General features: G+C 54.0%; 22 protein-coding genes. 13 read left to right on the top strand and 9 right to left on the bottom strand.

What is annotated here, in order from left to right; all coding sequences use genetic code 11:
* Window positions 1–171 precede the first annotated feature (171 nt).
* The gene (gene sohB, locus FHC48_RS01485; protein ID WP_008502812.1) at window positions 172–1,218 is read left to right on the top strand and encodes a protease SohB; all 1,047 of its coding nucleotides are present in this window, start codon (window positions 172–174) and stop codon (window positions 1,216–1,218) included.
* A 34-nt stretch (window positions 1,219–1,252) separates the two neighbouring features.
* Here sohB and FHC48_RS01480 read toward each other — a convergent pair whose 3' ends face one another.
* Window positions 1,253–1,504, bottom strand: coding sequence for a YciN family protein (locus tag FHC48_RS01480; protein WP_003856804.1), 252 nt, complete (start codon window positions 1,502–1,504; stop codon window positions 1,253–1,255).
* 399 nt (window positions 1,505–1,903) lie between these two features.
* Between FHC48_RS01480 and topA the strand changes: the two genes are divergently transcribed.
* The 6 genes from topA to acnA all read left to right on the top strand — a co-directional run bounded on the left by topA (window position 1,904) and on the right by acnA (window position 9,386).
* The gene (gene topA / locus FHC48_RS01475; RefSeq protein WP_059365098.1) at window positions 1,904–4,501 is read left to right on the top strand and encodes a type I DNA topoisomerase; all 2,598 of its coding nucleotides are present in this window, start codon (window positions 1,904–1,906) and stop codon (window positions 4,499–4,501) included.
* A 187-nt stretch (window positions 4,502–4,688) separates the two neighbouring features.
* Window positions 4,689–5,663, top strand: a complete 975-nt coding sequence (cysB, locus tag FHC48_RS01470) for an HTH-type transcriptional regulator CysB (protein ID WP_008502814.1) — start codon at window positions 4,689–4,691, stop codon at window positions 5,661–5,663.
* Window positions 5,664–5,999: 336 nt separating this feature from the next.
* Window positions 6,000–6,140, top strand: coding sequence for a YmiA family putative membrane protein (locus FHC48_RS01465; protein WP_213374860.1), 141 nt, complete (start codon window positions 6,000–6,002; stop codon window positions 6,138–6,140).
* Between the two features lie 2 nt (window positions 6,141–6,142).
* Window positions 6,143–6,313 carry a hypothetical protein gene (locus FHC48_RS01460; RefSeq protein ID WP_021240301.1) on the top strand — a complete coding sequence of 57 codons (171 nt, stop codon included), beginning with the start codon at window positions 6,143–6,145 and terminating at the stop codon, window positions 6,311–6,313.
* 137 nt (window positions 6,314–6,450) lie between these two features.
* The gene (gene ymiC, locus FHC48_RS23430; RefSeq protein WP_032623144.1) at window positions 6,451–6,549 is read left to right on the top strand and encodes a small membrane protein YmiC; all 99 of its coding nucleotides are present in this window, start codon (window positions 6,451–6,453) and stop codon (window positions 6,547–6,549) included.
* A 161-nt stretch (window positions 6,550–6,710) separates the two neighbouring features.
* Window positions 6,711–9,386, top strand: coding sequence for an aconitate hydratase AcnA (gene acnA / locus FHC48_RS01455; RefSeq protein ID WP_023327633.1), 2,676 nt, complete (start codon window positions 6,711–6,713; stop codon window positions 9,384–9,386).
* A 36-nt stretch (window positions 9,387–9,422) separates the two neighbouring features.
* On the opposite strand, the gene ribA is transcribed toward acnA, so the two are convergent.
* Window positions 9,423–10,013, bottom strand: coding sequence for a GTP cyclohydrolase II (gene ribA, locus FHC48_RS01450; protein ID WP_059365097.1), 591 nt, complete (start codon window positions 10,011–10,013; stop codon window positions 9,423–9,425).
* A 196-nt stretch (window positions 10,014–10,209) separates the two neighbouring features.
* On the opposite strand from ribA, the gene pgpB reads away from it, so the two are divergent.
* From pgpB to yciH, 5 genes are all read left to right on the top strand, one after another.
* Window positions 10,210–10,977 carry a phosphatidylglycerophosphatase B gene (pgpB, locus tag FHC48_RS01445; RefSeq protein ID WP_021240298.1) on the top strand — a complete coding sequence of 256 codons (768 nt, stop codon included), beginning with the start codon at window positions 10,210–10,212 and terminating at the stop codon, window positions 10,975–10,977.
* Between the two features lie 148 nt (window positions 10,978–11,125).
* A complete protein-coding gene (locus FHC48_RS01440) occupies window positions 11,126–11,434 on the top strand; it encodes a LapA family protein (protein ID WP_008501212.1) in 309 nt (102 codons plus the stop codon).
* A 6-nt stretch (window positions 11,435–11,440) separates the two neighbouring features.
* Window positions 11,441–12,610 carry a lipopolysaccharide assembly protein LapB gene (gene lapB, locus FHC48_RS01435; protein ID WP_023617208.1) on the top strand — a complete coding sequence of 390 codons (1,170 nt, stop codon included), beginning with the start codon at window positions 11,441–11,443 and terminating at the stop codon, window positions 12,608–12,610.
* A gap of 185 nt (window positions 12,611–12,795) precedes the next feature.
* Window positions 12,796–13,533, top strand: coding sequence for an orotidine-5'-phosphate decarboxylase (gene pyrF / locus FHC48_RS01430; RefSeq protein ID WP_025913077.1), 738 nt, complete (start codon window positions 12,796–12,798; stop codon window positions 13,531–13,533).
* Window positions 13,533–13,859, top strand: coding sequence for a stress response translation initiation inhibitor YciH (yciH, locus tag FHC48_RS01425; RefSeq protein ID WP_023344329.1), 327 nt, complete (start codon window positions 13,533–13,535; stop codon window positions 13,857–13,859). The genes pyrF and yciH overlap by 1 nt, the downstream gene beginning before the upstream one ends.
* A gap of 105 nt (window positions 13,860–13,964) precedes the next feature.
* Here the strand turns inward: yciH and osmB are convergent, their stop codons facing one another.
* The 3 genes from osmB to FHC48_RS01410 all read right to left on the bottom strand — a co-directional run bounded on the left by osmB (window position 13,965) and on the right by FHC48_RS01410 (window position 15,422).
* Complete coding sequence (osmB, locus tag FHC48_RS01420) at window positions 13,965–14,183, bottom strand: osmotically-inducible lipoprotein OsmB (RefSeq protein WP_008501216.1); 219 nt, start codon at window positions 14,181–14,183, stop codon at window positions 13,965–13,967.
* 259 nt (window positions 14,184–14,442) lie between these two features.
* The gene (locus tag FHC48_RS01415) at window positions 14,443–15,195 is read right to left on the bottom strand and encodes a DNA-binding transcriptional regulator YciT (protein ID WP_021240295.1); all 753 of its coding nucleotides are present in this window, start codon (window positions 15,193–15,195) and stop codon (window positions 14,443–14,445) included.
* A gap of 44 nt (window positions 15,196–15,239) precedes the next feature.
* Entirely contained in the window at window positions 15,240–15,422 is a 183-nt protein-coding gene (locus FHC48_RS01410) for a hypothetical protein (RefSeq protein WP_021240294.1), read from the bottom strand.
* 193 nt (window positions 15,423–15,615) lie between these two features.
* Here FHC48_RS01410 and FHC48_RS01405 point away from each other — a divergent pair, with 193 nt between their 5' ends.
* Window positions 15,616–16,485, top strand: a complete 870-nt coding sequence (locus FHC48_RS01405; protein WP_008501218.1) for a crotonase/enoyl-CoA hydratase family protein — start codon at window positions 15,616–15,618, stop codon at window positions 16,483–16,485.
* On the opposite strand, the gene pdeR is transcribed toward FHC48_RS01405, so the two are convergent.
* From pdeR to fabI, 4 genes are all read right to left on the bottom strand, one after another.
* Window positions 16,482–18,473 (bottom strand): cyclic di-GMP phosphodiesterase, encoded by a 1,992-nt coding sequence (gene pdeR / locus FHC48_RS01400; RefSeq protein ID WP_059365096.1) that lies wholly within the window; start codon window positions 18,471–18,473, stop codon window positions 16,482–16,484. The two genes, FHC48_RS01405 and pdeR, sit on opposite strands and share 4 nt — an antisense overlap.
* 323 nt (window positions 18,474–18,796) lie before the next feature.
* Complete coding sequence (locus FHC48_RS01395) at window positions 18,797–20,731, bottom strand: exoribonuclease II (RefSeq protein ID WP_008501220.1); 1,935 nt, start codon at window positions 20,729–20,731, stop codon at window positions 18,797–18,799.
* A gap of 88 nt (window positions 20,732–20,819) precedes the next feature.
* Window positions 20,820–21,806: a CMD domain-containing protein gene (locus FHC48_RS01390; protein WP_220418908.1), complete on the bottom strand. Its 987-nt coding sequence runs from the start codon at window positions 21,804–21,806 to the stop codon at window positions 20,820–20,822.
* 155 nt (window positions 21,807–21,961) lie between these two features.
* Window positions 21,962–22,750 (bottom strand): enoyl-ACP reductase FabI, encoded by a 789-nt coding sequence (fabI, locus tag FHC48_RS01385; protein WP_003856831.1) that lies wholly within the window; start codon window positions 22,748–22,750, stop codon window positions 21,962–21,964.
* Between the last annotated feature and the right edge of the window lie 53 nt (window positions 22,751–22,803).

The following is a 22,803-nucleotide window of genomic DNA, read 5'->3' as shown; positions in this document are numbered from 1 at the left end:
CAATCAGTCTACAGGACGCATTGCTGTAAAATTAACAATTTGCAAATATTTAAACGCCAGACCGGGGATTCCTGAAGGCGCCTCGCAGAGGTAGTGTCACGAGCGAGACGCATGGGCAGGGGGTGTTGTACACTGCCGTGAAAGATTCGTGGTTAAATCAAGGTGGAACGCGTGGAATTACTTTCTCAATATGGGTTATTTTTGGCGAAAATCGCGACGGTGGTGATTGCCATTGCGGTGGTTGCCGTTCTGATTGTCAACCTGACGCAGCGCAAGCGTCAGCGTGGAGAGTTACGCATCACCCGCCTGAGCGAGCAGTATAAAGAGATGCAGGAAGAGATGTCTCTGGCCCTGCTTGATAGTCATCAACAGAAGCTGTGGCTCAAAGCGCAGAAGAAAAAGCATAAGCAGGAAGCCAAAGCGGCAAAGGCAAAGGCGAAGCTCAATACGCCACAGGATAAGGTCACGCCACGGGTTTACGTGCTCGATTTTAAAGGCAGCATGGATGCGCATGAAGTCGCGTCTTTGCGCGAAGAGGTCACTGCCGTGCTGGCCGTGGCGACGCCGCAGGACCAGGTCGTTGTACGCCTTGAAAGCCCGGGGGGCGTTGTGCACGGCTACGGCCTGGCGGCCTCTCAGCTACAGCGCCTGCGTGAAAAACAGATCCCGCTGACCGTGGCCGTAGATAAAGTGGCGGCGAGTGGTGGCTACATGATGGCCTGCGTGGCGGACAAAATTGTGGCCGCACCGTTCTCGATTATTGGCTCGATCGGCGTGGTCGCACAGATCCCGAACTTTAACCGCTTCCTGAAAAATAAAGAGATTGATATCGAGCTTCACACTGCGGGTCAGTACAAACGCACCCTGACGCTGCTGGGGGAAAACACGGAAGAAGGGCGCCAAAAATTCCGTGAGGATCTCAACGAAACGCATCATCTCTTTAAAGACTTTGTGCACCGTATGCGCCCGACGCTGGACATTGAGCAGGTCGCAACGGGTGAGCACTGGTACGGCGTTCAGGCGCAGGAGAAAGGGCTGGTGGATGAAGTCGGAACCAGCGACGATCTACTGCTCAACCTGATGGAAGGCCGGGAACTGGTGGGCGTCCGCTTTGCCCAGCGCAAGCGACTCCTTGACCGCTTTACCAACAGTGCGGCAGAAAGCGCGGACCGCCTGCTGCTCCGCTGGCTACAGCGTGGACAAAAACCGCTGCTGTAAACAAAAACGCGAGGCTTATGCCTCGCGTTTTGCGTTAATCGACCAGGTGATATTTCTCGGAAAGCGTATGTGCCAGGTATTTAAACATGTTAAACACGGCGGTGCTTTTCGGGGTCGGTAAGCCCTGTTCATCAAGGAAGTATTCGCCGCTGAAAACCAGCACGCCATTACGCTGCTCAACGCCGGTGGCTTCAATGCCTGCCAGCGTATCTTCATGGTCACGAATAAGCTTGTTTGCTTCGATAAGCAGAGAGGCTCGGTCAATAGGTTGGGTCGTATTCTGCATAATCCACTCCTTAAACAGTGACAATAGTCTACGCCGAGGGCGCTTCGGGGGCAAATTTTCCCTGTAATGTGAGGGGATAAGGTGCAGGTGCCTGGCTGGCAGGATTTGCTTTTGCATGCTAATAAAGTTGCGTAACGAATTTTATCAGGTAGAGTGTGCGCTTTCGTCATTCTGGCAACAGAATTGCTTGACATTCAACCGGGAATTCGTCACGAATTACACGAGATGTGAGAAAAATACCCGAGAACTCAATCACCTGGGCGTCTTTTCTTTAACGCCCGGTAAGACAAAGGGGTTGATATCTCCTGACGCAGTCGCAATATCATTGGCTCGTCGTCAGCGGAAGGGAAATCAACGTGCGGCGTATTCCTGGAAGAATTAAATTAGGTAAAGGTGAATATGGGTAAAGCTCTCGTCATCGTTGAGTCCCCGGCAAAAGCCAAAACGATCAATAAGTATCTGGGTAATGACTACGTGGTTAAGTCCAGCGTTGGTCATATCCGCGATTTGCCGACCAGTGGCTCAGCCAGCAAAAAGAGCGCAGACTCTACCTCCACCAAAGGGGCTAAAAAGCCTAAAAAGGATGAACGTAGCGCGCTTGTCAACCGCATGGGTGTTAACCCATGGCATAACTGGGATGCACAATATGAAGTGCTTCCAGGGAAAGAAAAAGTCGTTAACGAGCTGAAGCAGCTGGCTGAAAAAGCAGACCACATCTATCTCGCAACCGACCTTGACCGCGAAGGGGAAGCCATTGCGTGGCACCTGCGGGAAGTGATCGGGGGTGATGACAAACGCTACAGCCGCGTAGTGTTTAACGAAATTACGAAGAATGCGATTCGTCAGGCGTTTGAGAAGCCGGGCGAGCTAAACATCGACCGTGTTAACGCCCAGCAGGCGCGTCGCTTTATGGACCGCGTTGTGGGCTACATGGTTTCTCCACTGCTATGGAAAAAGATTGCCCGTGGCCTGTCCGCAGGTCGTGTGCAATCCGTCGCCGTGCGTCTGGTCGTTGAGCGCGAGCGCGAAATTAAAGCCTTCGTGCCGGAAGAGTTCTGGGAAGTCGATGCCAATGTGACCACGCCGGGCGGTGACGCTCTGCCGCTGCAGGTAAGCCACCAGAACGATAAGCCTTTCCGCCCGGAAAACCGCGACCAGACCATGGCCGCCGTGGCGCTGCTGGAAAAGGCACGCTATCAGGTGCTGGAACGTGAAGACAAGCCGACCAGCAGCAAGCCTGGTGCGCCGTTTATCACCTCCACCCTGCAACAGGCGGCGAGCACCCGTCTGGGTTACGGAGTGAAGAAGACCATGATGATGGCCCAGCGCTTGTATGAAGCAGGTTACATCACCTACATGCGTACCGACTCAACTAACCTGAGTCAGGACGCGGTCAACATGGTGCGTGGCTACATCAGCGACAACTTCGGTAAGAAATACCTGCCGGAAAGCGCTAACCAGTTCGCCAGCAAAGAGAATTCTCAGGAAGCGCACGAAGCGATTCGTCCTTCTGACGTCTCTGTGCTGGCTGAATCGCTGAAAGATATGGAAGCCGACGCGCAGAAGCTGTATCAGCTGATCTGGCGTCAGTTCGTGGCGTGCCAGATGACCCCAGCCCAGTACGACTCCACCACGCTGACCGTTGGCGCGGGTGATTTCCGTCTCAAGGCGCGCGGTCGTATTCTGCGTTTCGACGGCTGGACAAAAGTGATGCCTGCGCTGCGTAAAGGTGATGAAGACCGAACGCTGCCTGCGGTGAACAAAGGTGATGAACTGTCTCTGGTTGAGCTGATCCCGGCTCAGCACTTCACCAAGCCACCGGCACGCTTCAGTGAAGCATCTCTGGTAAAAGAGCTGGAAAAACGCGGTATTGGCCGTCCGTCGACCTACGCGTCAATTATCTCGACGATTCAGGATCGCGGTTACGTCCGTGTTGAAAACCGTCGTTTCTATGCGGAAAAAATGGGTGAGATCGTCACCGATCGTCTGGAAGCCAACTTCCGCGAGCTGATGAACTACGATTTCACCGCGCAAATGGAAGACAGTCTCGACCAGGTTGCCAGCCACCAGGCGGAATGGAAAAAGGTCCTCGACAGCTTCTTCAGCGATTTCACCGACCAGCTTGAAAAGGCGGAGAAAGACCCTGAAGAGGGCGGCATGCTGCCTAATCAGATGGTACTGACCAGCATCGACTGCCCAACCTGTGGCCGCAAGATGGGGATCCGTACTGCCACCACGGGCGTGTTCCTGGGCTGCTCCGGCTATGCGCTGTCGCCAAAAGAGCGCTGCAAAACCACCATCAACCTGGTGCCGGAGAACGAAGTTCTCAACGTGCTGGAAGGTGATGATGCGGAAACGAACGCTCTGCGTGCCAAGCGCCGCTGCAAAAAATGCGGCACGGCAATGGACAGCTACCTGATCGATCCAAAACGCAAGCTGCACGTGTGTGGTAATAACCCAACGTGTGACGGGTATGAGATCGAAGAGGGCGAGTTCCGCATTAAAGGCTATGACGGCCCGATTGTGGAGTGCGAGAAGTGTGGTTCTGAAATGCACCTGAAAATGGGACGTTTCGGTAAGTACATGGCCTGCACCAACGACGAATGTAAAAACACGCGCAAAATTCTGCGTAACGGTGAAGTGGCCCCGCCGAAGGAAGATCCGGTTCCGCTGCCAGAACTGCCGTGCGAGAAATCCGACGCGTACTTCGTGCTGCGTGACGGCGCTGCGGGTGTCTTCCTGGCCGCCAACACCTTCCCGAAATCGCGTGAAACGCGCGCGCCGCTGGTGGAAGAACTGCATCGCTTCCGCGATCGTCTGCCTGAGAAACTGCGCTATCTGGCCGATGCGCCACAGCAGGATCCGGAAGGCAACAAAACCGTGGTACGGTTTAGCCGTAAAACCAAGCAGCAGTATGTTGCGGCCGAGAAAGAGGGTAAAGCGACCGGATGGTCAGCTTTCTTTGTCGATGGCAAATGGGTTGAAGGCAAGAAATAATCTTCCCTTACCGTAACTTACCTGTAAAAGGGCCGGATTTCCGGCCCTTTTTTATTGCCTTGTTATTATTTTTTGTTCCGTACTATACAGTCAGGCTATAAATGATATAGTGGTTATAGTTAACCTGTTTCTTATTATTAAATCGTCTTAAGCGATTGACCGCATGCGCTAAATCGGATGGTCTGGCATGAAATTACAGCAGCTTCGTTATATCGTTGAGGTGGTGAATCATAACCTTAACGTCTCTTCTACCGCCGAGGGGCTATATACCTCGCAACCGGGCATCAGCAAACAAGTTCGTATGCTGGAGGATGAGTTAGGCATTCAGATCTTCGCCCGCAGCGGTAAGCATCTCACTCAGGTGACGCCTGCAGGGCAGGAAATCATCCGCATTGCGCGTGAAGTCCTCTCTAAAGTCGATGCGATCAAGTCTGTGGCGGGGGAGCATACCTGGCCGGATAAAGGCTCGCTGTATATTGCCACGACGCATACTCAGGCGCGCTATGCGCTGCCAGGCGTGATCAAAGGCTTTATCGAGCGTTATCCTCGCGTCTCGTTGCATATGCACCAGGGCTCGCCAACGCAAATCGCTGAAGCCGTCTCTAAGGGGAATGCAGACTTTGCCATCGCCACCGAAGCGCTTCACCTGTATGACGATCTGGTGATGCTCCCGTGCTACCACTGGAACCGTTCTATTGTGGTGACCCCCGATCACCCCCTGGCGGGTAAAGGGTCGGTCACTATCGAAGAGTTGGCCCAGTATCCTCTGGTGACCTATACGTTTGGCTTTACCGGCCGGTCCGAGCTTGATACGGCATTTAACCGGGCAGGGTTAACGCCGCGCATTGTCTTTACCGCGACCGATGCCGACGTGATTAAGACCTATGTCCGGCTTGGATTGGGCGTGGGCGTCATCGCCAGCATGGCGGTCGATCCGGTGTCAGACCCTGACCTGGTGCGTCTTGATGCGCACGACGTTTTCAGCCATAGCACCACAAAAATTGGGTTCCGCCGCAGCACCTTCCTGCGCAGCTATATGTATGATTTTATTCAGCGCTTTGCCCCTCATTTAACGCGTGACGTGGTGGATACCGCCGTGGCATTACGCTCAAATGAAGATATTGAAGAGATGTTTAAAGACATCAAACTCCCCGAAAAATAATCACACCCGGTATCTTTCCCCCAGGGAAAGATACCGAAATAACGCCTCAAAGCTAAATTAGAATTATCATCATCTGCTTTCCCTGCCATATAATGTCATTAGCCATTTGCTTTGTAAGGTTTTAATGTCGTGAATTGGCGACAAAAGTAGAAACTAATTTACGCCTCCGCAAATTTTTCTTTTCAATAATTTATTTCTGGTCAAAAGATTGAATATTTCATACCTCCCGGTGCGTAAATTCACTGGCTTTTCGGCTAAAGTTTCTTTAGGATTTATCTCAACAGATGATTAATTGTACCAATTGTTTGGTCCTAAATGATAAGCGATGTCGATTGTATGAGGTTAGCAATGCCTTCAGGAAGTGAAGAACCGCAAAGGGATCCTGCGCTCAAGCGTAAAGCCTGGCTGGCGGTCTTTCTCGTCTCCGCCTTGTTTTGGGTGGCTGTTGCTCTCCTGGCCTGGAGATATTGGGGTTAAATATGGCAGTGACGGTACGTACCGCTTCGGTAAAACAGATGTGTCAGCATCGTGACAACGGCCACAGAGGGCGTAAAGCACCTGCAACTGTTGTACCTGCGTCCTGGAAACTGACGCCGCAGCAGCAAGCGTTTATTGATGTGTTCGCAGAAGACGAACCCAAAAAACAATAATTTAGTTTATTGCGTAATGATGCAAATAGTCTGAATATCGACTCTGCACTTTTGTACTCTTTAATAAATACACATCAGCAATATAGCACTGAGGAACAACCTCGGAATTTTTATAAATAATGCCTGGTGTCCCTATGATGAATAACATGACGTCTCACAAATACTGGTCGTGGATCGGCGTTTTTACCGTGTCGATTCTGTTCTGGAGTCAGCTCATCTGGCTGGCGCTCCACTAAATTGTAAAACCTCGCTACGGCGGGGTTTTTTGTTTCCCCCTTGTGGACCAATCCGAAATTTATCAATTTGGGTTGTTATCAAAACGTTACGACATCTTTGTGTTATCTTTAATTACAGCCCTGATGATTGTCGGGACATCTCTGTGATTAAGGAGGAGCTTATGTCGTTAACCCTACGCGAAGCCAGTAAGGACACATTACAGGCAGAAAATAAAACCTGGCATTACTACAGCCTGCCGCTGGCTGCCAGAACGCTTGGGGACATTTCGCGTTTACCCAAGTCCTTGAAAGTTTTACTTGAAAATCTCTTGCGCTGGCAGGACGGTGAATCCGTCACGCTCGATGATATCCAGGCGCTGGCAGGGTGGCTTGAGAAGGCCCATGCCGACAGAGAAATCGCCTACCGCCCGGCAAGGGTGCTGATGCAGGACTTTACCGGTGTTCCGGCCGTGGTTGATTTAGCCGCGATGCGCGAAGCCGTGAAGCGTCTCGGCGGAGATACGGCAAAGGTTAACCCGCTTTCCCCCGTTGACCTCGTCATTGACCACTCCGTGACCGTTGACCACTTCGGTGATGACGATGCCTTTGGTGAAAACGTTCGTCTCGAGATGGAGCGTAACCACGAGCGCTACGTCTTCCTGAAGTGGGGACAGCAGGCGTTCAGCCGGTTTAGCGTGGTCCCGCCAGGCACCGGCATTTGTCACCAGGTAAACCTTGAATATCTGGGTAAAGCCGTCTGGAGCGAATTGCAGGATAAAGAGTGGGTCGCCTATCCGGACACGCTGGTGGGTACGGACTCCCATACCACCATGATTAACGGTCTGGGCGTGCTGGGCTGGGGCGTCGGCGGTATTGAAGCGGAAGCCGCCATGCTCGGCCAGCCGGTATCCATGCTTATTCCGGATGTGGTGGGCTTCAAGCTGACCGGAAAACTGTCTGAAGGCATTACCGCCACCGACCTGGTGCTGACCGTCACCCAGATGCTGCGCAAGCATGGCGTGGTAGGCAAGTTTGTCGAATTCTACGGTGACGGACTGGATTCGCTGCCGCTGGCCGACCGCGCCACCATTGCCAATATGGCGCCGGAATACGGTGCCACCTGCGGCTTTTTCCCCATTGACGACGTCACGCTGGAGTACATGCGCCTCAGCGGCCGCAGCGAAGAGCAGGTCGCGCTGGTGGAAGCGTATACCAAAGCGCAGGGCATGTGGCGCAATCCGGGCGATGAGCCTGTTTTCACCAGCACGCTTGAACTCGATATGGGAAGCGTCGAAGCGAGCCTCGCGGGGCCGAAACGCCCGCAGGACAGGGTTGCGCTGACAGACGTGCCGAAAGCGTTTGCCGACAGCAATGCCCTTGAAGTGAACGTGGCGCAGAAAGACCATCGTCCCGTCGACTATGTTCTGAACGGACATCAGTATCAGCTTCCGGACGGCGCGGTTGTGATTGCCGCGATTACCTCCTGCACCAACACGTCCAACCCCAGCGTATTAATGGCGGCCGGTCTGCTGGCTAAGAAAGCGGTAGAGCTTGGGCTAAAACCTCAACCGTGGGTTAAGGCCTCGCTGGCACCGGGCTCCAAAGTGGTGTCGGATTACCTGGCTCAGGCCAAACTGACGCCGTACCTGGACGAGCTGGGCTTTAACCTCGTGGGCTACGGCTGTACGACCTGTATTGGTAACTCCGGGCCACTGCCTGAACCCATCGAAACGGCGATCAAGCAGGGTGACCTGACGGTCGGCGCCGTTCTTTCCGGTAACCGAAACTTTGAAGGGCGCATTCACCCGCTGGTAAAAACCAACTGGCTTGCTTCGCCGCCGCTGGTGGTGGCATACGCTCTCGCAGGGAACATGAATATCAACCTGGTGACCGATCCGATTGGTCACGATCGTAAGAATGATCCTGTCTATCTGAAAGATATTTGGCCTTCTTCACGTGAAATCGCGCTGGCCGTTGAGAAGGTCTCTACCGAGATGTTCCGCAAAGAGTACGCGGAAGTCTTTGAAGGCACGCCGGAATGGAAAGCCATCAATGTTGCAGGTTCGGATACCTATGGCTGGCAGGATGACTCGACCTATATTCGTCTGTCGCCGTTCTTTGATGAGATGCTGGCCGAGCCGGCGCCGCTTAAGGATATCCATGGCGCGCGTATCCTGGCCATGCTGGGGGATTCTGTCACGACGGATCATATCTCTCCGGCGGGGAGCATCAAAGCCGATAGCCCGGCAGGCCGTTACCTGCAAAGTCGGGGTGTCGAACGCCGCGATTTTAACTCCTACGGCTCGCGCCGCGGTAACCATGAAGTCATGATGCGCGGGACCTTTGCCAACATCCGCATTCGTAACGAAATGGTGCCGGGCGTGGAAGGGGGCATGACGCGCCATCTGCCGGGGACGGAAGTCGTGTCGATTTATGATGCGGCGGTCAAATACCAACAGGAAGGGACGCCGCTGGCGGTGATTGCCGGGAAAGAGTACGGTTCCGGCTCCAGCCGCGACTGGGCGGCGAAAGGCCCGCGCCTGCTTGGCGTTCGGGTGGTCATCGCCGAATCGTTCGAACGTATTCACCGTTCGAATCTGATCGGCATGGGGATCCTGCCGCTTGAGTTCCCGCAGGGCGTGACGCGTAAAACGCTGGGCCTGACCGGGGAAGAGCAGATTGATATTAGCGGCCTGCAAAACCTGCAGCCGGGTAAAACGGTGCCGGTAACGTTAACGCGGGCAGACGGGAAAACCGAGGTGCTGGATTGTCGGTGCCGTATTGACACGGCAACCGAGCTGACCTACTACCAGAACGACGGCATTTTACATTACGTGATTCGTAAGATGCTGGATTGATGAAACGAGCCCGGCACGCCTGCCGGGCTTTTTATATCACTCTTTCAGCAGATGGCCCATTTTGGCGGCTTTGGTATCAAGGTAGTGGGCATTTTTCGGGTTACGGCCGACAATCAGCGGTACACGTTCAACGATGTTGATCCCGGCTTCGGTCAGGATTTCCACTTTTTTCGGGTTATTGGTCAGCAGACGAACTTCGTCTACGCCCAGCAGCTTGAACATATCGGCGCATAAGGTGAAATCACGTTCGTCAGCGGCAAAACCGAGCTGATGGTTGGCTTCAACCGTATCGTAGCCCTGGTCCTGAAGCGCGTAGGCGCGAATTTTATTCAGCAAACCAATGTTACGCCCTTCCTGACGGTGATAAAGCAGCACGCCGCGGCCTTCTTCAGCAATGTGAGAAAGGGCCGCTTCCAGCTGGAAACCGCAATCACAGCGCAGGCTAAACAGCGCGTCGCCGGTGAGACACTCTGAATGGACGCGGGACAGCACCGGCGTCTGCCCTGAAATGTCGCCATACACCAATGCGACATGATCCTGTCCGGTTGCCAGTTCTTCAAAACCCACCATCATGAAATCGCCCCATGGGGTTGGCAGTTTGGCTTCTGCCACACGTTTAAGCTGCATGTGATTCTCCAGAGTAGGCTGACACGTTTCGTGCCTGTGCCCTGTTTTGCTTTCTGTATCAGTTTATTTTGCCACAAGCTCAGCAGGTTCGCCTAATGGGCACCATGCGATATGACCGTTAAAAGCACGATCCGACATCTCCACCCAGCGAACAAATTTCAGTTATGATTGTGACGCTTAGCAAAAAGGAGAAGACATGCATTCAATCGCCAGACGTACGGCAGCAGGTGCGGCCATTTTACTGATTATGCCTTTGGCCGTATGGCTTTCAGGGTGGATGTGGCAGCCCGGTCAGAACGCCACGTGGCTGAAAACGTTATACTGGATTACGGAAACGGTCACCCAGCCCTGGGGAATTATCACCCACGTCCTCCTGTGCGCCTGGTTTCTGTGGTGCCTGCGCTTTCGTCTGCGCGCGGCGCTAATGCTCTTTGCGATCCTCGGCGGCGCTATCCTTATCGGTCAGGGCGTAAAATCCTGGGTGAAAGATCGCGTTCAGGAGCCGCGTCCTTTTGTCGTCTGGCTGGAAAAAACGCACCATGTTCCGGTGGATGAGTTCTACACTTTAAAGCGTAAAGATCGTGGCGCACTGGTGAAAGAACAGCTTGCGGAACAGCAGGATATCCCGAAATTCTTGCGTAAACACTGGCAGAAAGAGACCGGGTTCGCGTTTCCCTCCGGCCACACCATGTTTGCGGCCAGCTGGGCGCTGCTGGGGGTTGGGCTGCTTTGGCCTAGACGTCGAACGGTCACCATCGTGATTTTACTGGTCTGGGCGACGGGAGTGATGGGCAGCCGCTTACTGCTGGGGATGCACTGGCCACGGGACCTGGTCGTCGCCACGCTCATCTCGTGGATGCTGGTGATGCTGGCGACCTGGCTGGCTGAACGATTCTGCGGCCCGCTAACGCCACCGCCGGAAGAGAAAGAAGAAATAGCCGAAAGGGACCAAACGGACGCCTGAAGGTTGATATTGCGCATTTTGCCCATAGATCCATGACTGGCGCGTCACTTTTTCCATTTCGCGCCCGTCACTAAAATGGTAGTTTATAAGGCTGATTGCGGTAAGTTGAACATACTTTATTCGCTTGAACCACATAACGGGAAGTAATGTGAAATATTTACTCATTTTCTTACTGGTATTGGCGATTTTTGTCATTTCAGTCACATTGGGTGCACAAAACGATCAGCAGGTGACGTTTAACTATCTGCTGGCTCAGGGCGAGTATCGCGTGTCGAGCCTGCTCGCGGTCTTATTTGCTGCAGGCTTTGCCATTGGCTGGCTGGTTTGCGGTTTGTTCTGGTTAAAAGTCCGTGTTTCGCTTGCGCGCGCTGAACGTAAAATCAAACGACTCGAACATCACATTGCGCCTGCGTCCGACATGCCGGAAAGCTCTGGCGTGCCGGTCGTGAAGGAATAATCGACGATGCTGGAGTTGTTGTTTCTGCTTTTGCCTGTCGCCGCAGCCTATGGCTGGTATATGGGCCGCAGAAGTGCGCAACAAACAAAACAGGATGAGGCCAACCGGCTCTCCCGCGACTACGTTGCGGGGGTGAACTTCCTCCTGAGCAATCAGCAGGACAAAGCGGTAGACCTGTTCCTCGACATGCTGAAAGAGGATACGGGGACCGTTGAAGCCCATCTTACCCTGGGGAACCTGTTCCGCTCGCGCGGCGAGGTTGACCGCGCCATTCGTATTCACCAGACCCTGATGGAAAGCGCCTCGCTGACCTACGATCAACGACTGCTGGCCGTACAGCAGTTGGGACGAGATTACATGGCTGCGGGGCTGTACGATCGCGCGGAAGATATGTTTGCGCAGCTGGTGGATGAAACAGATTTCCGCATCGGCGCGCTGCAGCAGCTCCTGCAGATTTATCAGGCCACCAGCGACTGGCAGAAAGCCATTGATACGGCTGAACGTCTGGTGAAGCTGGGTAAAGATAAGCAGCGCGTTGAGATCGCCCATTTCTACTGTGAGCTTGCCCTTCAGCAGATGGGCAATGACGACATGGACAAAGCCATGGCGCTGCTGAAGAAAGGTGCCGCCGCGGACCGCAACAGCGCCCGTATCTCCATCATGATGGGGCGCGTTTTTATGGCGAATGGCGACTACGCCAAAGCCGTTGAAAGCCTGCTGCGGGTTATCGACCAGGACAAAGAGCTGGTCAGTGAAACGCTGGAAATGCTGCAAACCTGCTATCAACAGCTGGACAAGCGGGAAGAGTGGGTGGCATTTCTGCGTCGCTGCGTGGAAGAGAATACCGGCGCAACCGCGGAACTGATGCTTGCTGACGTTGTTGAGCAGTATGAGGGGGGCGACACCGCGCAGGTCTATATCACCCGACAGCTTCAGCGTCATCCGACCATGCGGGTCTTCCATAAGCTGATGGATTACCACCTGAACGATGCGGAAGAAGGGCGCGCGAAAGAGAGCCTGATGGTGCTGCGCGACATGGTTGGCGAGCAGGTGCGCAGCAAACCGCGCTACCGTTGCCAGAAGTGTGGTTTTACCGCCTACACGCTCTACTGGCATTGTCCGTCCTGCCGGGCCTGGTCCACCATCAAGCCCATCCGCGGCCTGGACGGGCAGTAATTTTTTAAAAGCCTTCATTTTAGTTACAACATACTGATGGTATTTAACGCTTTCTGAGCACCGTGCGGTTTGCCGGCCTGGCAGGCAGATAAATGGATTCTGTCAATTTGCGGCGTCGGCAGGTAGAATGCTGGCCGTTTATCTGTTCCGCGCCGCTGCGCGCCCATAGACGAAAAGGGCTGGTCATGACGTCTGTTACATCCTCCACTTCCCGCGTAATTACGGATTCTCCTGTTGTTGTTGCGCTTGATTACAATAAGCGTGACGCTGCACTGGCGTTTGTCGACGGTATCGACCCTCGCGATTGCCGCCTGAAAGTTGGCAAAGAGATGTTCACGCTGTTTGGACCGCAAATCGTTCGCGATCTGCAACAGCGCGGCTTTGACGTTTTCCTCGACCTCAAATTCCATGATATTCCGAACACCACGGCCCACGCCGTTGCTGCAGCCGCCGAGCTGGGCGTATGGATGGTCAACGTCCATGCGTCGGGTGGGGCAAGAATGATGACCGCTGCCCGTGAGGCGCTCCTGCCGTTCGGTAACGACGCGCCGCTGCTTATCGCCGTCACCGTGCTGACCAGTATGGACGAAAATGATTTACGCGACCTTGGCGTGACGTTGTCACCTGCGGAACATGCCGAACGTCTCGCGCGTCTGACGCAGCAGTGCGGCCTGGATGGCGTAGTCTGCTCCGCGCAGGAAGCGGTACGTTTCAAATCAGCGCTGGGCCAGGATTTTAAACTCGTTACGCCGGGGATCCGTCCTGCGGGCAGCGACGTGGGCGATCAGCGTCGCATCATGACGCCTGAGCAGGCGCTGGCGGCGGGCGTTGACTATATGGTCATTGGACGTCCGGTTACGCAGTCTGCAAACCCGGCAGAGACGCTTAAGGCTATCAACGCATCGCTGAACAAGGGGGCATAATGACCGATTCCAACAGCCGTCTGGTCTACTCAACCGAGAGCGGGCGTATCGACGAACCGAAAGCCAAAGTGGAACGTCCGAAGGGGGACGGTATCGTGCGCATTCAGCGTCAGACCAGCGGACGTAAGGGGAAAGGGGTCTGCCTTATTTCCGGTATTGATCTGGATGATGCTGAACTGACAAAGCTGGCTGCCGAACTGAAAAAGAAATGTGGATGCGGCGGGGCCGTGAAGGACGGCATTATCGAAATCCAGGGTGATAAACGTGATTTAATTAAATCACTGCTCGAAGCCAAAGGAATGAAAGTCAAACTGGCAGGCGGCTAAAATAAATGAGCCACGACAAATGCCGTGGCTCGTGTTATATACGTGCGTATGTCAGACCTGAAATGCGTTTAAATATCGCAATATCGAGGAAGGCTTAGATAATAGTTATTTGCCAACCTGGTGACCGATAATACCACCGACAGCAGCGCCACCTAATGTACCCAGCGTACTACCATCCGTTAATACTGCACCACCGAGAGCGCCGGCACCGGCACCAATCGCGGTGTTACGGTCACGTTTAGACCAGTTAGAGCATGCGCTCAGGGACATAGCGACAGTGATTGCCAGAACAGCGGCGGCTAATTTTTTGCTGGTTAAGGTCATAATACTTTCTCCTGAATTATCGATTCACGGAAAGATGTACACGTTAAGTATAGACTAATCGAATACTTAATTCTTTTCCCCGTGAAAGCTGGTCGCGCAGGCGTTACTTCATCACGCAGGTGATAGTCACTTCCTGTTATATCGCTAATAGTAATTTTACGACTTTAGGGCAGGTTAAACAGGTAAAAACTCTTAAAGCAGGGTTAAGAATCATCTCAGAGAAAGACGTGTGCGCCCGAAATACGGGCGCGGAGGGAAATCAGGCGCTGGCTTTAATAATATTGACGATCAAACCGCTCTCTTCGAGTTTATTGCGATGCGCTTCGCTCAAACGGTCATCGGTAATCACGCGGCTAAAGCGTGAAGCGGGACCCATCGTGTAAGGGTGAACGGCACCAAATTTAGAGCTGTCGGTGAGCACAATGGCTTCGCACTCTTTTTCCAGTACGGCATTCACCACGTCAGAGCGCATCATATCCCGGCCGGTAAAGCCTGTCTCCGGCTGCCAGCCGTCAATCCCGATAAAGGCCTTACTGAAATGAACCTGCTGGACGTACTGACGGGTCAGCGGGCCAACCATGCTTTCACTTTTTTTCTGATAGATGCCGCCCAGCAGAATCACCTCGCAGCGCGTCTCTTTAAGTAAATGCGCGATATAGCTGCTGACGGTGATAATGGTAACGTCTTTTTGATCGGCAAGCGTTCGCGCCAGAAGGGCATTACTGCTGCCGTTTTCAATAAAGACGGTCTCGCCGTTGTTCACCAGGGACGCAGCAAATTCCGCCAGTTCACGTTTGAGCGCGTAGTTGTTCATCATGCGCGTCTCAACGTCATCACTGTCCAGCGGGACCGCATAGCCGTGCGCGCGACGCAGGTAGCTCTGTTTTTCCAGCAGATTAAGATCCTGACGGATGGTGACTTCAGAAACGCCAGTGGTTTTAGCGAGATCGACTACGCTTACGCGTCCCTGATCGATGACCATCTGCAAAATGAGTTGTTGTCGGGAATTCATAGCATCCATTTAATAAAGCGAAACGAGGTCGGAAACGGTGGGGGTTAAACTTCCCACGGCGCTTTTGGCTGTCTGTTTTCGGGCGCATCGTCAGCGCCATTCTGAGCAAGAAGTTCAGACTTCAGGATCTCAAGATTACGGATAGCAGAGTGATAATCGCCCGCCACCAGGATATCCAGCACGGTATCAATTCGTTGTGCTACAGCTTGTGCGTCAATAGTTGACATAATCTCACCCCAGGCGCGAAAAGTTAATATTTTCAATGATGCAGAAATTGGCTTCAAAAGAGAAGGGAAAAAATGCAATAACCAAATTACATAAACGGAAGTGATAAAATTATTCCCCCTCATGCTGCGGGCTTATTGAGTGGATTAGTCTAAAACTGCGCGCAACGCGCTTTTTTATAAGAGGAATTAGACTATGACAGTTATCAATCAGCCTACCTGCACACTGTTTACCGATACTGAACGGTTCACCCAGCTGTCAGGCTATTACGAGGCAGAGCGACATACAGTCTGGATGATGTTGCGGGCTCAGCCACGTCCTTGCTTCAACCATGCGTTAATAGAGGAGATCATGAACCTTTCATGGCTCGTCCGCCAGTCTGGTTTTGCGGTCGATTTTTGGGTGACCGGATCGCTGGTGCCTGAGATGTACAATGTGGGCGGTGACCTGCAGTTTTTCGTCGAGTGCATTCAGCACGGTCGACGTGAAGCGTTACGGGCCTATGCGCGCGCCTGTGTCGATTGCGTGCATGCGGCCTCCCGGGGGTTTGATACGGGGGCCATCTCGCTGGCCATGGTCGAAGGCAGCGCGTTAGGGGGCGGGTTTGAGGCCGCTCTTGCGCACCATTTCGTTCTGGCGCAGCGCGATGCACGTTTAGGTTTTCCCGAGATTGCTTTTAACCTGTTCCCGGGCATGGGGGGATATTCCCTGGTAGCTCGCCGTTCAGGAATGAAGCTGGCGGAGGAACTCATTTACAAGGGGGAATCCCATACGGCGGAATGGTACGAACAGCATGGCCTCGTGGATCTCTTGTTTGAACCCGGACAAAGCTATGTCTCCACACGAACCTTCATCGACACGCTACGGCCAAAACTGAATGGCGTAAGAGCGATGCTGCGCGCCCGTACGCGCGTTCTGCAATTGCCGCGCAGTGAATTAATGGACATCACGGAAGACTGGGTAGACGCGGCTTTCTGTCTGGAACCGAAAGATATCGCCTACATGGAGCGTCTGGTGATGCTGCAAAACCGCCATCACGCGGCGGGCTTGCGTAAAGCCAGTTAATGCTGTTTTCGCGCCTGATATCGTTTTAGCCATCGCTCGAATGCGGCAGCGGGCATCGGCTTAGCAAACAGAAAACCCTGCCGTTCGTTGACGCCGTTCTTGGTCAGAAAGGCGTCTTCTTTTGCATTTTCGACCCCTTCGGCAATCACCTGCAGGTTTAACGCCTGCGCCACCGCGACGATGGCGCGCACCAGAGACTGGGAGATGGACTGCTTATGAATATCCCTGACGAACGATTGATCGAGTTTTATGGCGTCAATAGGGAAGCGGGCCAGCTGAGAAAGGGAGGAGTAGCCGGTACCAAAATCGTCGAGATGAATTTGCGCCCCCAGCCTGCTGAACTGCTGGATCACGGAGAGCGCCAGCTCTTCGTTCTCGATGAGACAGCTTTCGGTTAATTCGACGTCCACCGGGCAGTATTCAAAATTTAGATCCTTCAGCGCCTGCTTTAAGTCGCTAAAGATAGTCTGGTCGGCCAGCTGACGCGCAGAGACGTTCACGGCCACGCGCAGGTTAATTCCCTTATCGCGCCATTTCGCCACCTGGCGAACCACATCCAGCATCACCCAGCGGCCCAGCGGCACAATCAACCCTGACTCCTCGGCATAAGAGATAAACTCCAGCGGTGGGATCAACCCGCGTTCGGGCGATTGCCAGCGGACCAACGCTTCAAGACTTCTGACCTCTCCGCGCCAGGTTATTTTAGGCTGGTAGTGGATCAGGAGCTGGTCGTTATCCAGCGCCTTACGCAGGTTGGTATCCAGCCAGAGATACTCAAACACGCGCTGGTTCATCTCGGGCGAGAAGACGCAGAACTTGCCCCGGCCGTTCTCTTTAGCGGTGTACATGGCGGTATCGGCGTTACGAATGACGCTTTCCCGGTCGTTACCGTGCTGCGGGGCGAGGGCGATGCCCAGGGAACAGCCGGTGTAAATTTCGATCAGGCCGATTCGGAACGGCTGGCGCAGGCGGGTTAAAATGCGCGACGCCATCGCTTCCAGAGAGCCCTGAGAGGTATGGGTGGCCATGACGATAAACTCATCTCCGCCAAGTCGTGCCAGCACCTGTCCCTCATCCAGACAGCTCAAAATGGCGAGCGCCACAGCCTGTAACAGCTGATCGCCAAACATATGCCCGTAAGCGTCGTTGACCTTTTTAAAGTTATCCAGGTCGAGATACACCACGCCAACCTGCGTGTCGCCGCGGTGACTGATGGCGTCAGAGATCAGGTCGTGGATCGCATTGCGGTTTGGTAAGCCGGTGATGGTATCGGTATTGGCCAGCACGCGCAGCCGTTCCTGAGCGCGGCGTTCCTCGGTAATATCGGTACCGGAACAGATAAGGAAAATTTCATTTTTACCGCTGCCGCTGTGAACGAATTTGTTTCTGAACAGAAACAGTCGTTGCCCTTTACGCGTTTTGATCCAGCGTTCGACTTCGTAGGAGCTGCCGTTGCGGAAGAAACCGGTAATATTGCGCTTTGAGGCAGCCGCTTCGCTGCGGCTCATAAAGAGCTTAAACACGTTTTGGCCAATCACTTCTTGCTCTTTGAGGCCGGTATACTCTTCGCTCAGCCGGTTAAAACGCTGAATATTGCCGTTCTGATCGAGAATAACAATCACGGAGTTAGCCTCTGACACCACCTGTTCCGCAAAAGAGAGTCCCTGAGCCAGGTCGCGCGCCACGGAGGGCGTATCGTTCCAGGCGGAAGCCGTACCGGCCCACTCGTTACGGGTAATTTTACGGCCCACAAGGTGAACCGGGACATCTTCCCCGAATAACGAGAGCGTCATGGAAATGCTGGAGGTAATAACGGTTAAATGACGGATAAGATCGGCCTGATCGTCGTCCAGCGCAATCACATGAGTGACATCGGCATTTTCACTGGCGGCAAGGTGCAGAGCGTTGCTGTCAGCTGACAAGCGCCACCATGGGCTGTGGGTTCCCATGTAGCGAAACAGCAAATTCTGCTCCAGATCGTACATCATGTTTTCTCCCGCAGCTGTTCAGTCGCGCACCAATTATTCATTTGCAGCCGACTCTTCCGTTGAGAAGCAGCGGCAAAACCGAAGTGAGCTTATTGTTTTTCCCTGAATTCTTATAATAAAACGAGTCAGATTTAAAAGGATACTGAGCGTATAAAAATTCACGTAACCGAATATAACAACACTCTTTTACTGTAGATAATTATGGCGAATTTGGGCGAGGGGAGGCTGAAAATAGTAAGAAAAAATAATGATTTTGTGGCGGGGATAAAAAGAAAAATTGTCGGCCTTTCCGGAAAGGAAATGACCGACAATTGAACAGGTTATCAGGCGACAGGACGCGCGATAATACTGCGGGTTTCCATACGGACTTCAGCGATAGTGACGTCAATCACGTCGGTGACTTTGTAAACTGTTTCACCTTTAATTTGCACCGTACCGTTTTCCTGACTACAGACCATTTCATCACGAACAGCATGCAGGAATGGCGCCGGAATAAACGCGACAGCACCGTTATCGACCAGACGGACGCGCATTCCTCCGCGGCTGATATCAATGATCTCGGCGGCGAAACGGGTATCCGTACCGGCTTTATCCTGCAGGAAGCGTGCGTACAGCCAGTCGCCAACGTCACGTTCTGCCATGCGGTTCAGACGGCGACGATCGGCCATCTGCAGCGTGGTCTCCTCCTGAGGGCGGGCAACGGTTTCGCCTTTGATAATTGCTTTCAGCAGACGGTGGTTAACCATATCGCCATACTTACGGATCGGTGACGTCCAGGTCGCATAGGCTTCGAGGCCGAGACCAAAGTGCGGGCCAGGCTCGGTGCTGATTTCAGCGAAGGACTGGAAGCGACGAATGCGGCTGTCCAGGAAGCCCGAGGGCTGCGCGTCCAGTTCGCGGCGAAGCTTGCAGAAGCCCGGCAGGGTCAGCACTTCTTCCGGATCGACGTGCACGTCGTGATTCTTCAGCAGGGCCGCCAGCGCTTCGGTATTCGCAGGATCGAAGCCGGTATGGACGTTGTAAATACCAAAGCCCAGCTTGTCGCGCAGCACGCGTGCGGCACAGATGTTGGCGGAAATCATCGCTTCTTCAACGATGCGGTTCGCAATGCGTCGCGGCTCGGCCACGATATCCAGCACTTCGCCTTTCTCACCCAGAACAAAGCGATAATCCGGGCGATCTTTGAACACCAGCGCATGGGTTTGACGCCACTCGCCGCGGTTCAGACAGATGCGATGCAGCAGACGGATCTGCGCGGCAATGGCGTCTGATTCTGGTTTCCAGCTACCGGTATTTTCCAGCCAGTCGGAGACGTTATCGTAGGCCAGCTTGGCTTTCGACTCGATGGTGGCGGCAAAGAACTCGATATCGTCTTCAATCGCGCCATCTGCGGCAATGGTCATGCGGCAGGCAAGGACCGGACGCACTTCATTTGGGCGCAGCGAGCAGAGATCGTCTGACAGTTCACGCGGCAGCATTGGGATGTTGAAGCCTGGCAGGTAGTTCGTGAACGCACGGATTTTCGCCGTTTCGTCAAGCTTGCTGCCTTCAACAATCCAGGCGGTAGGATCGGCAATGGCAACGGTGAGGTGCAGTTTGCCGTCGGCGCTCTCTTCAGCGTAGAGCGCATCGTCCATATCTTCGGTGCTGGCGCTGTCGATGGTGACAAACTCCAGCGCGGTGAGATCGCGACGCGTCAGACCTTCGTCCTGCATCTCGGTTGCCACGCCGTTCGGCGCTTCTTTTTCAAGATTGTGGCGTGCCAGCGTAACCCACCATGGCACGAAATGATCGGCGCCAAAGGTAATGAACTGGGTCAGTTCCGCATAAAAACCGCGATCGCCCTTCAGAGGATGACGGCGCATTTCTGCTACGGCCCAGTCACCTTCTTTAAAATCATGCTCAACGCCACGGGCGGCGCGGCAGGGAATGGCATCTTTCAGCAGAGGATGATCCGGCACGATAGAAAGACGATCGTCTTTTCGCTGCACCTTGCCCACAAAGCGGGTCAGGAACGGTTCGATCAGTTCTTCCGGCTCGGCGGACTCACGTTCCTTTTCGGTATGAATGACGGCCATGACGCGGTCGCCATGCATCACTTTCTTCATCTGCGGTGGCGGAATGAAGTAGCTTTTCTGCGCGTCAACTTCAAGGAAGCCAAAGCCCTTTTCCGTGGCTTTTACGACCCCTTCTGCACGCGGCGTCTGGGAATGCAGTTGCTGTTTAAGCTGCGCTAGCAGCGGGTTGTCCTGAAACATAATGTTCTATTTTCGTAGCCATTGAGCGGCTGACAGTTTTACGCGATTCTCACTGTCTCAGCAAGCGGTCTTTGGGTAATGAGTGGGGTTATTCCTCTTTACCAAACGCCACTTTCAGACGATTAAGCCAGCCAACAAACGCACTTTGGGTAAGCAGCGTGATGGCATATTCGCCCTGGAATCCTTGATCCGTGAGCGGGGTAAACTGCGCGGCGCTGAAGCGGTCTGGCGAGCGGGTCAGCAGTTCGACCGCTGCCGAAAGTGCGGGTGACGTCTGCGGGATCTCCGCGCGGCTGTTTAACAGGATTTCTCCGGTCAGGTCGAGCAGCGTCGGCTCATGACAAAGCACCGGCGTCAACGCCTCGAGCGCGGGTTCGGCCTGCCAGCGGGAGAGGGACTCCAGCTGATGCGCATTCGCGTAGCGCAGCTCGACGACGGGTAAAAGCGGCATCCACGCATCGTGGCTCGCGGGAAGCGTGTGCGGCTGAATATGGTGCCCCGGCAACCAGCGAACAGGGTGTCCCAACAGCGCCTGAAAAATCGCGACCACGCGCGCCTGAAAACCGATAAAGCCGATAATCTGGTTAATCACCACGATGTCGTACGTGGACAGGCCCACCTCATCAAGCTGGTTCCGGGCTTTATCATCAATGACATCAGGCGAGCTGGCGAGCTGGCGGGCATACTGGGTGATTTGCGCCAGGCGGCGATTGCTTTCGCGCGAGGAGTCCGGGCCGGGAAGCGGGGCGAGGAGGGCGGCGTAGTGGTTACAGAGCCGCTGAACGCCGCAGGCCTGTGCGACCGTCAGCGCGGTACTGAGCCGATCGTAAGCGCTGAGCGTATGCAGGCGGTTCACAGGAATTGAGAGCGGAAACAGCTGGTGGCATAAGGCTCTGGCAGGGGTAAGCCAGCCAGAACAGGCGGCGACAATCTCATCAGGCAGGGCTAAATCGAGCAAAAAACGATCGTCGACGCTAGCGGCTTCGGGCACCAGGGGCAGAACATCCGTCTGCGCGTGGTTTGACTGGGTTTCATGATACCAGTGGCCTTTGCCGGAAAAACGGCGTTGTTCCATGTGCGTTCCTTGATCTCAAAATGGCGATCAATATCCTGGCGTAACGCAGATAAAGGGAAAAATATTGTTAGGTGATAACAAATAGCAGAACGGAATAACGAAGGGGTGACGCGGGGGGGAAATACTCTCTTCCCGGGCGGGAAGAGAGTCACAGCTTATTTAATTTCCAGCTCGTTCATTGCAGCGATGTTGAAGCCGCCGTCAACGTGAACCACTTCGCCGGAGATACCCGCGGAAAGGTCAGAGCACAGGAATGCTGCAGAGTTACCCACATCTTCAATGGTAACAGTACGACGAATCGGGGTAACCGCTTCGCAGTGTGCCAGCATTTTACGGAAATCTTTAATACCGGAAGCGGCCAGGGTGCGAATTGGACCCGCAGAGATGGCGTTAACGCGCACGCCTTCAGGACCCATTGCGTTCGCCATATAGCGTACGTTGGCTTCCAGAGACGCCTTAGCCAGACCCATTACGTTGTAGTTAGGGATCGCACGTTCTGCGCCCAGGTAGGACAGGGTCAGCAGGGCTGCGCCCGGGTTCAGCATCGCGCGGCAGGATTTCGCCATCGCAACGAAGCTGTAGGAGCTGATGTCGTGCGCGATTTTGAAGCCATCACGGGTTACCGCGTTCACGTAGTCGCCGTCCAGCTGGTCACCAGGCGCGAAGCCGATGGAGTGAACGAAACCGTCGAATTTCGGCCATGCTTTTGCCAGTTCAGCAAACATGCCGTCGATGCTTTCGTCTTGTGCAACGTCACATTCCAGAACAATGCTGGAACCCAGCTGCGCGGCAAACTCTTCAACACGGCCTTTCAGCTTGTCGTTCTGGTAGGTGAACGCCAGCTCAGCGCCTTCGCGATGCATTGCCTGTGCGATGCCGTATGCGATGGACAGTTTGCTGGCAACGCCAGTCACCAGAATGCGCTTACCGGAAAGAAAACCCATAGCTTTAATCCTTATATTCATTGCTTATTTTGCCTTGTAATTCATAGCGTTAC

The organism is Enterobacter sp. EC_50 (assembly GCF_019584525.1).
GTDB lineage: Bacteria > Pseudomonadota > Gammaproteobacteria > Enterobacterales > Enterobacteriaceae > Enterobacter > Enterobacter roggenkampii.
Note: the sequence above shows the minus strand (reverse complement) of the source record. Positions and strands in the feature narration are given on the sequence as shown.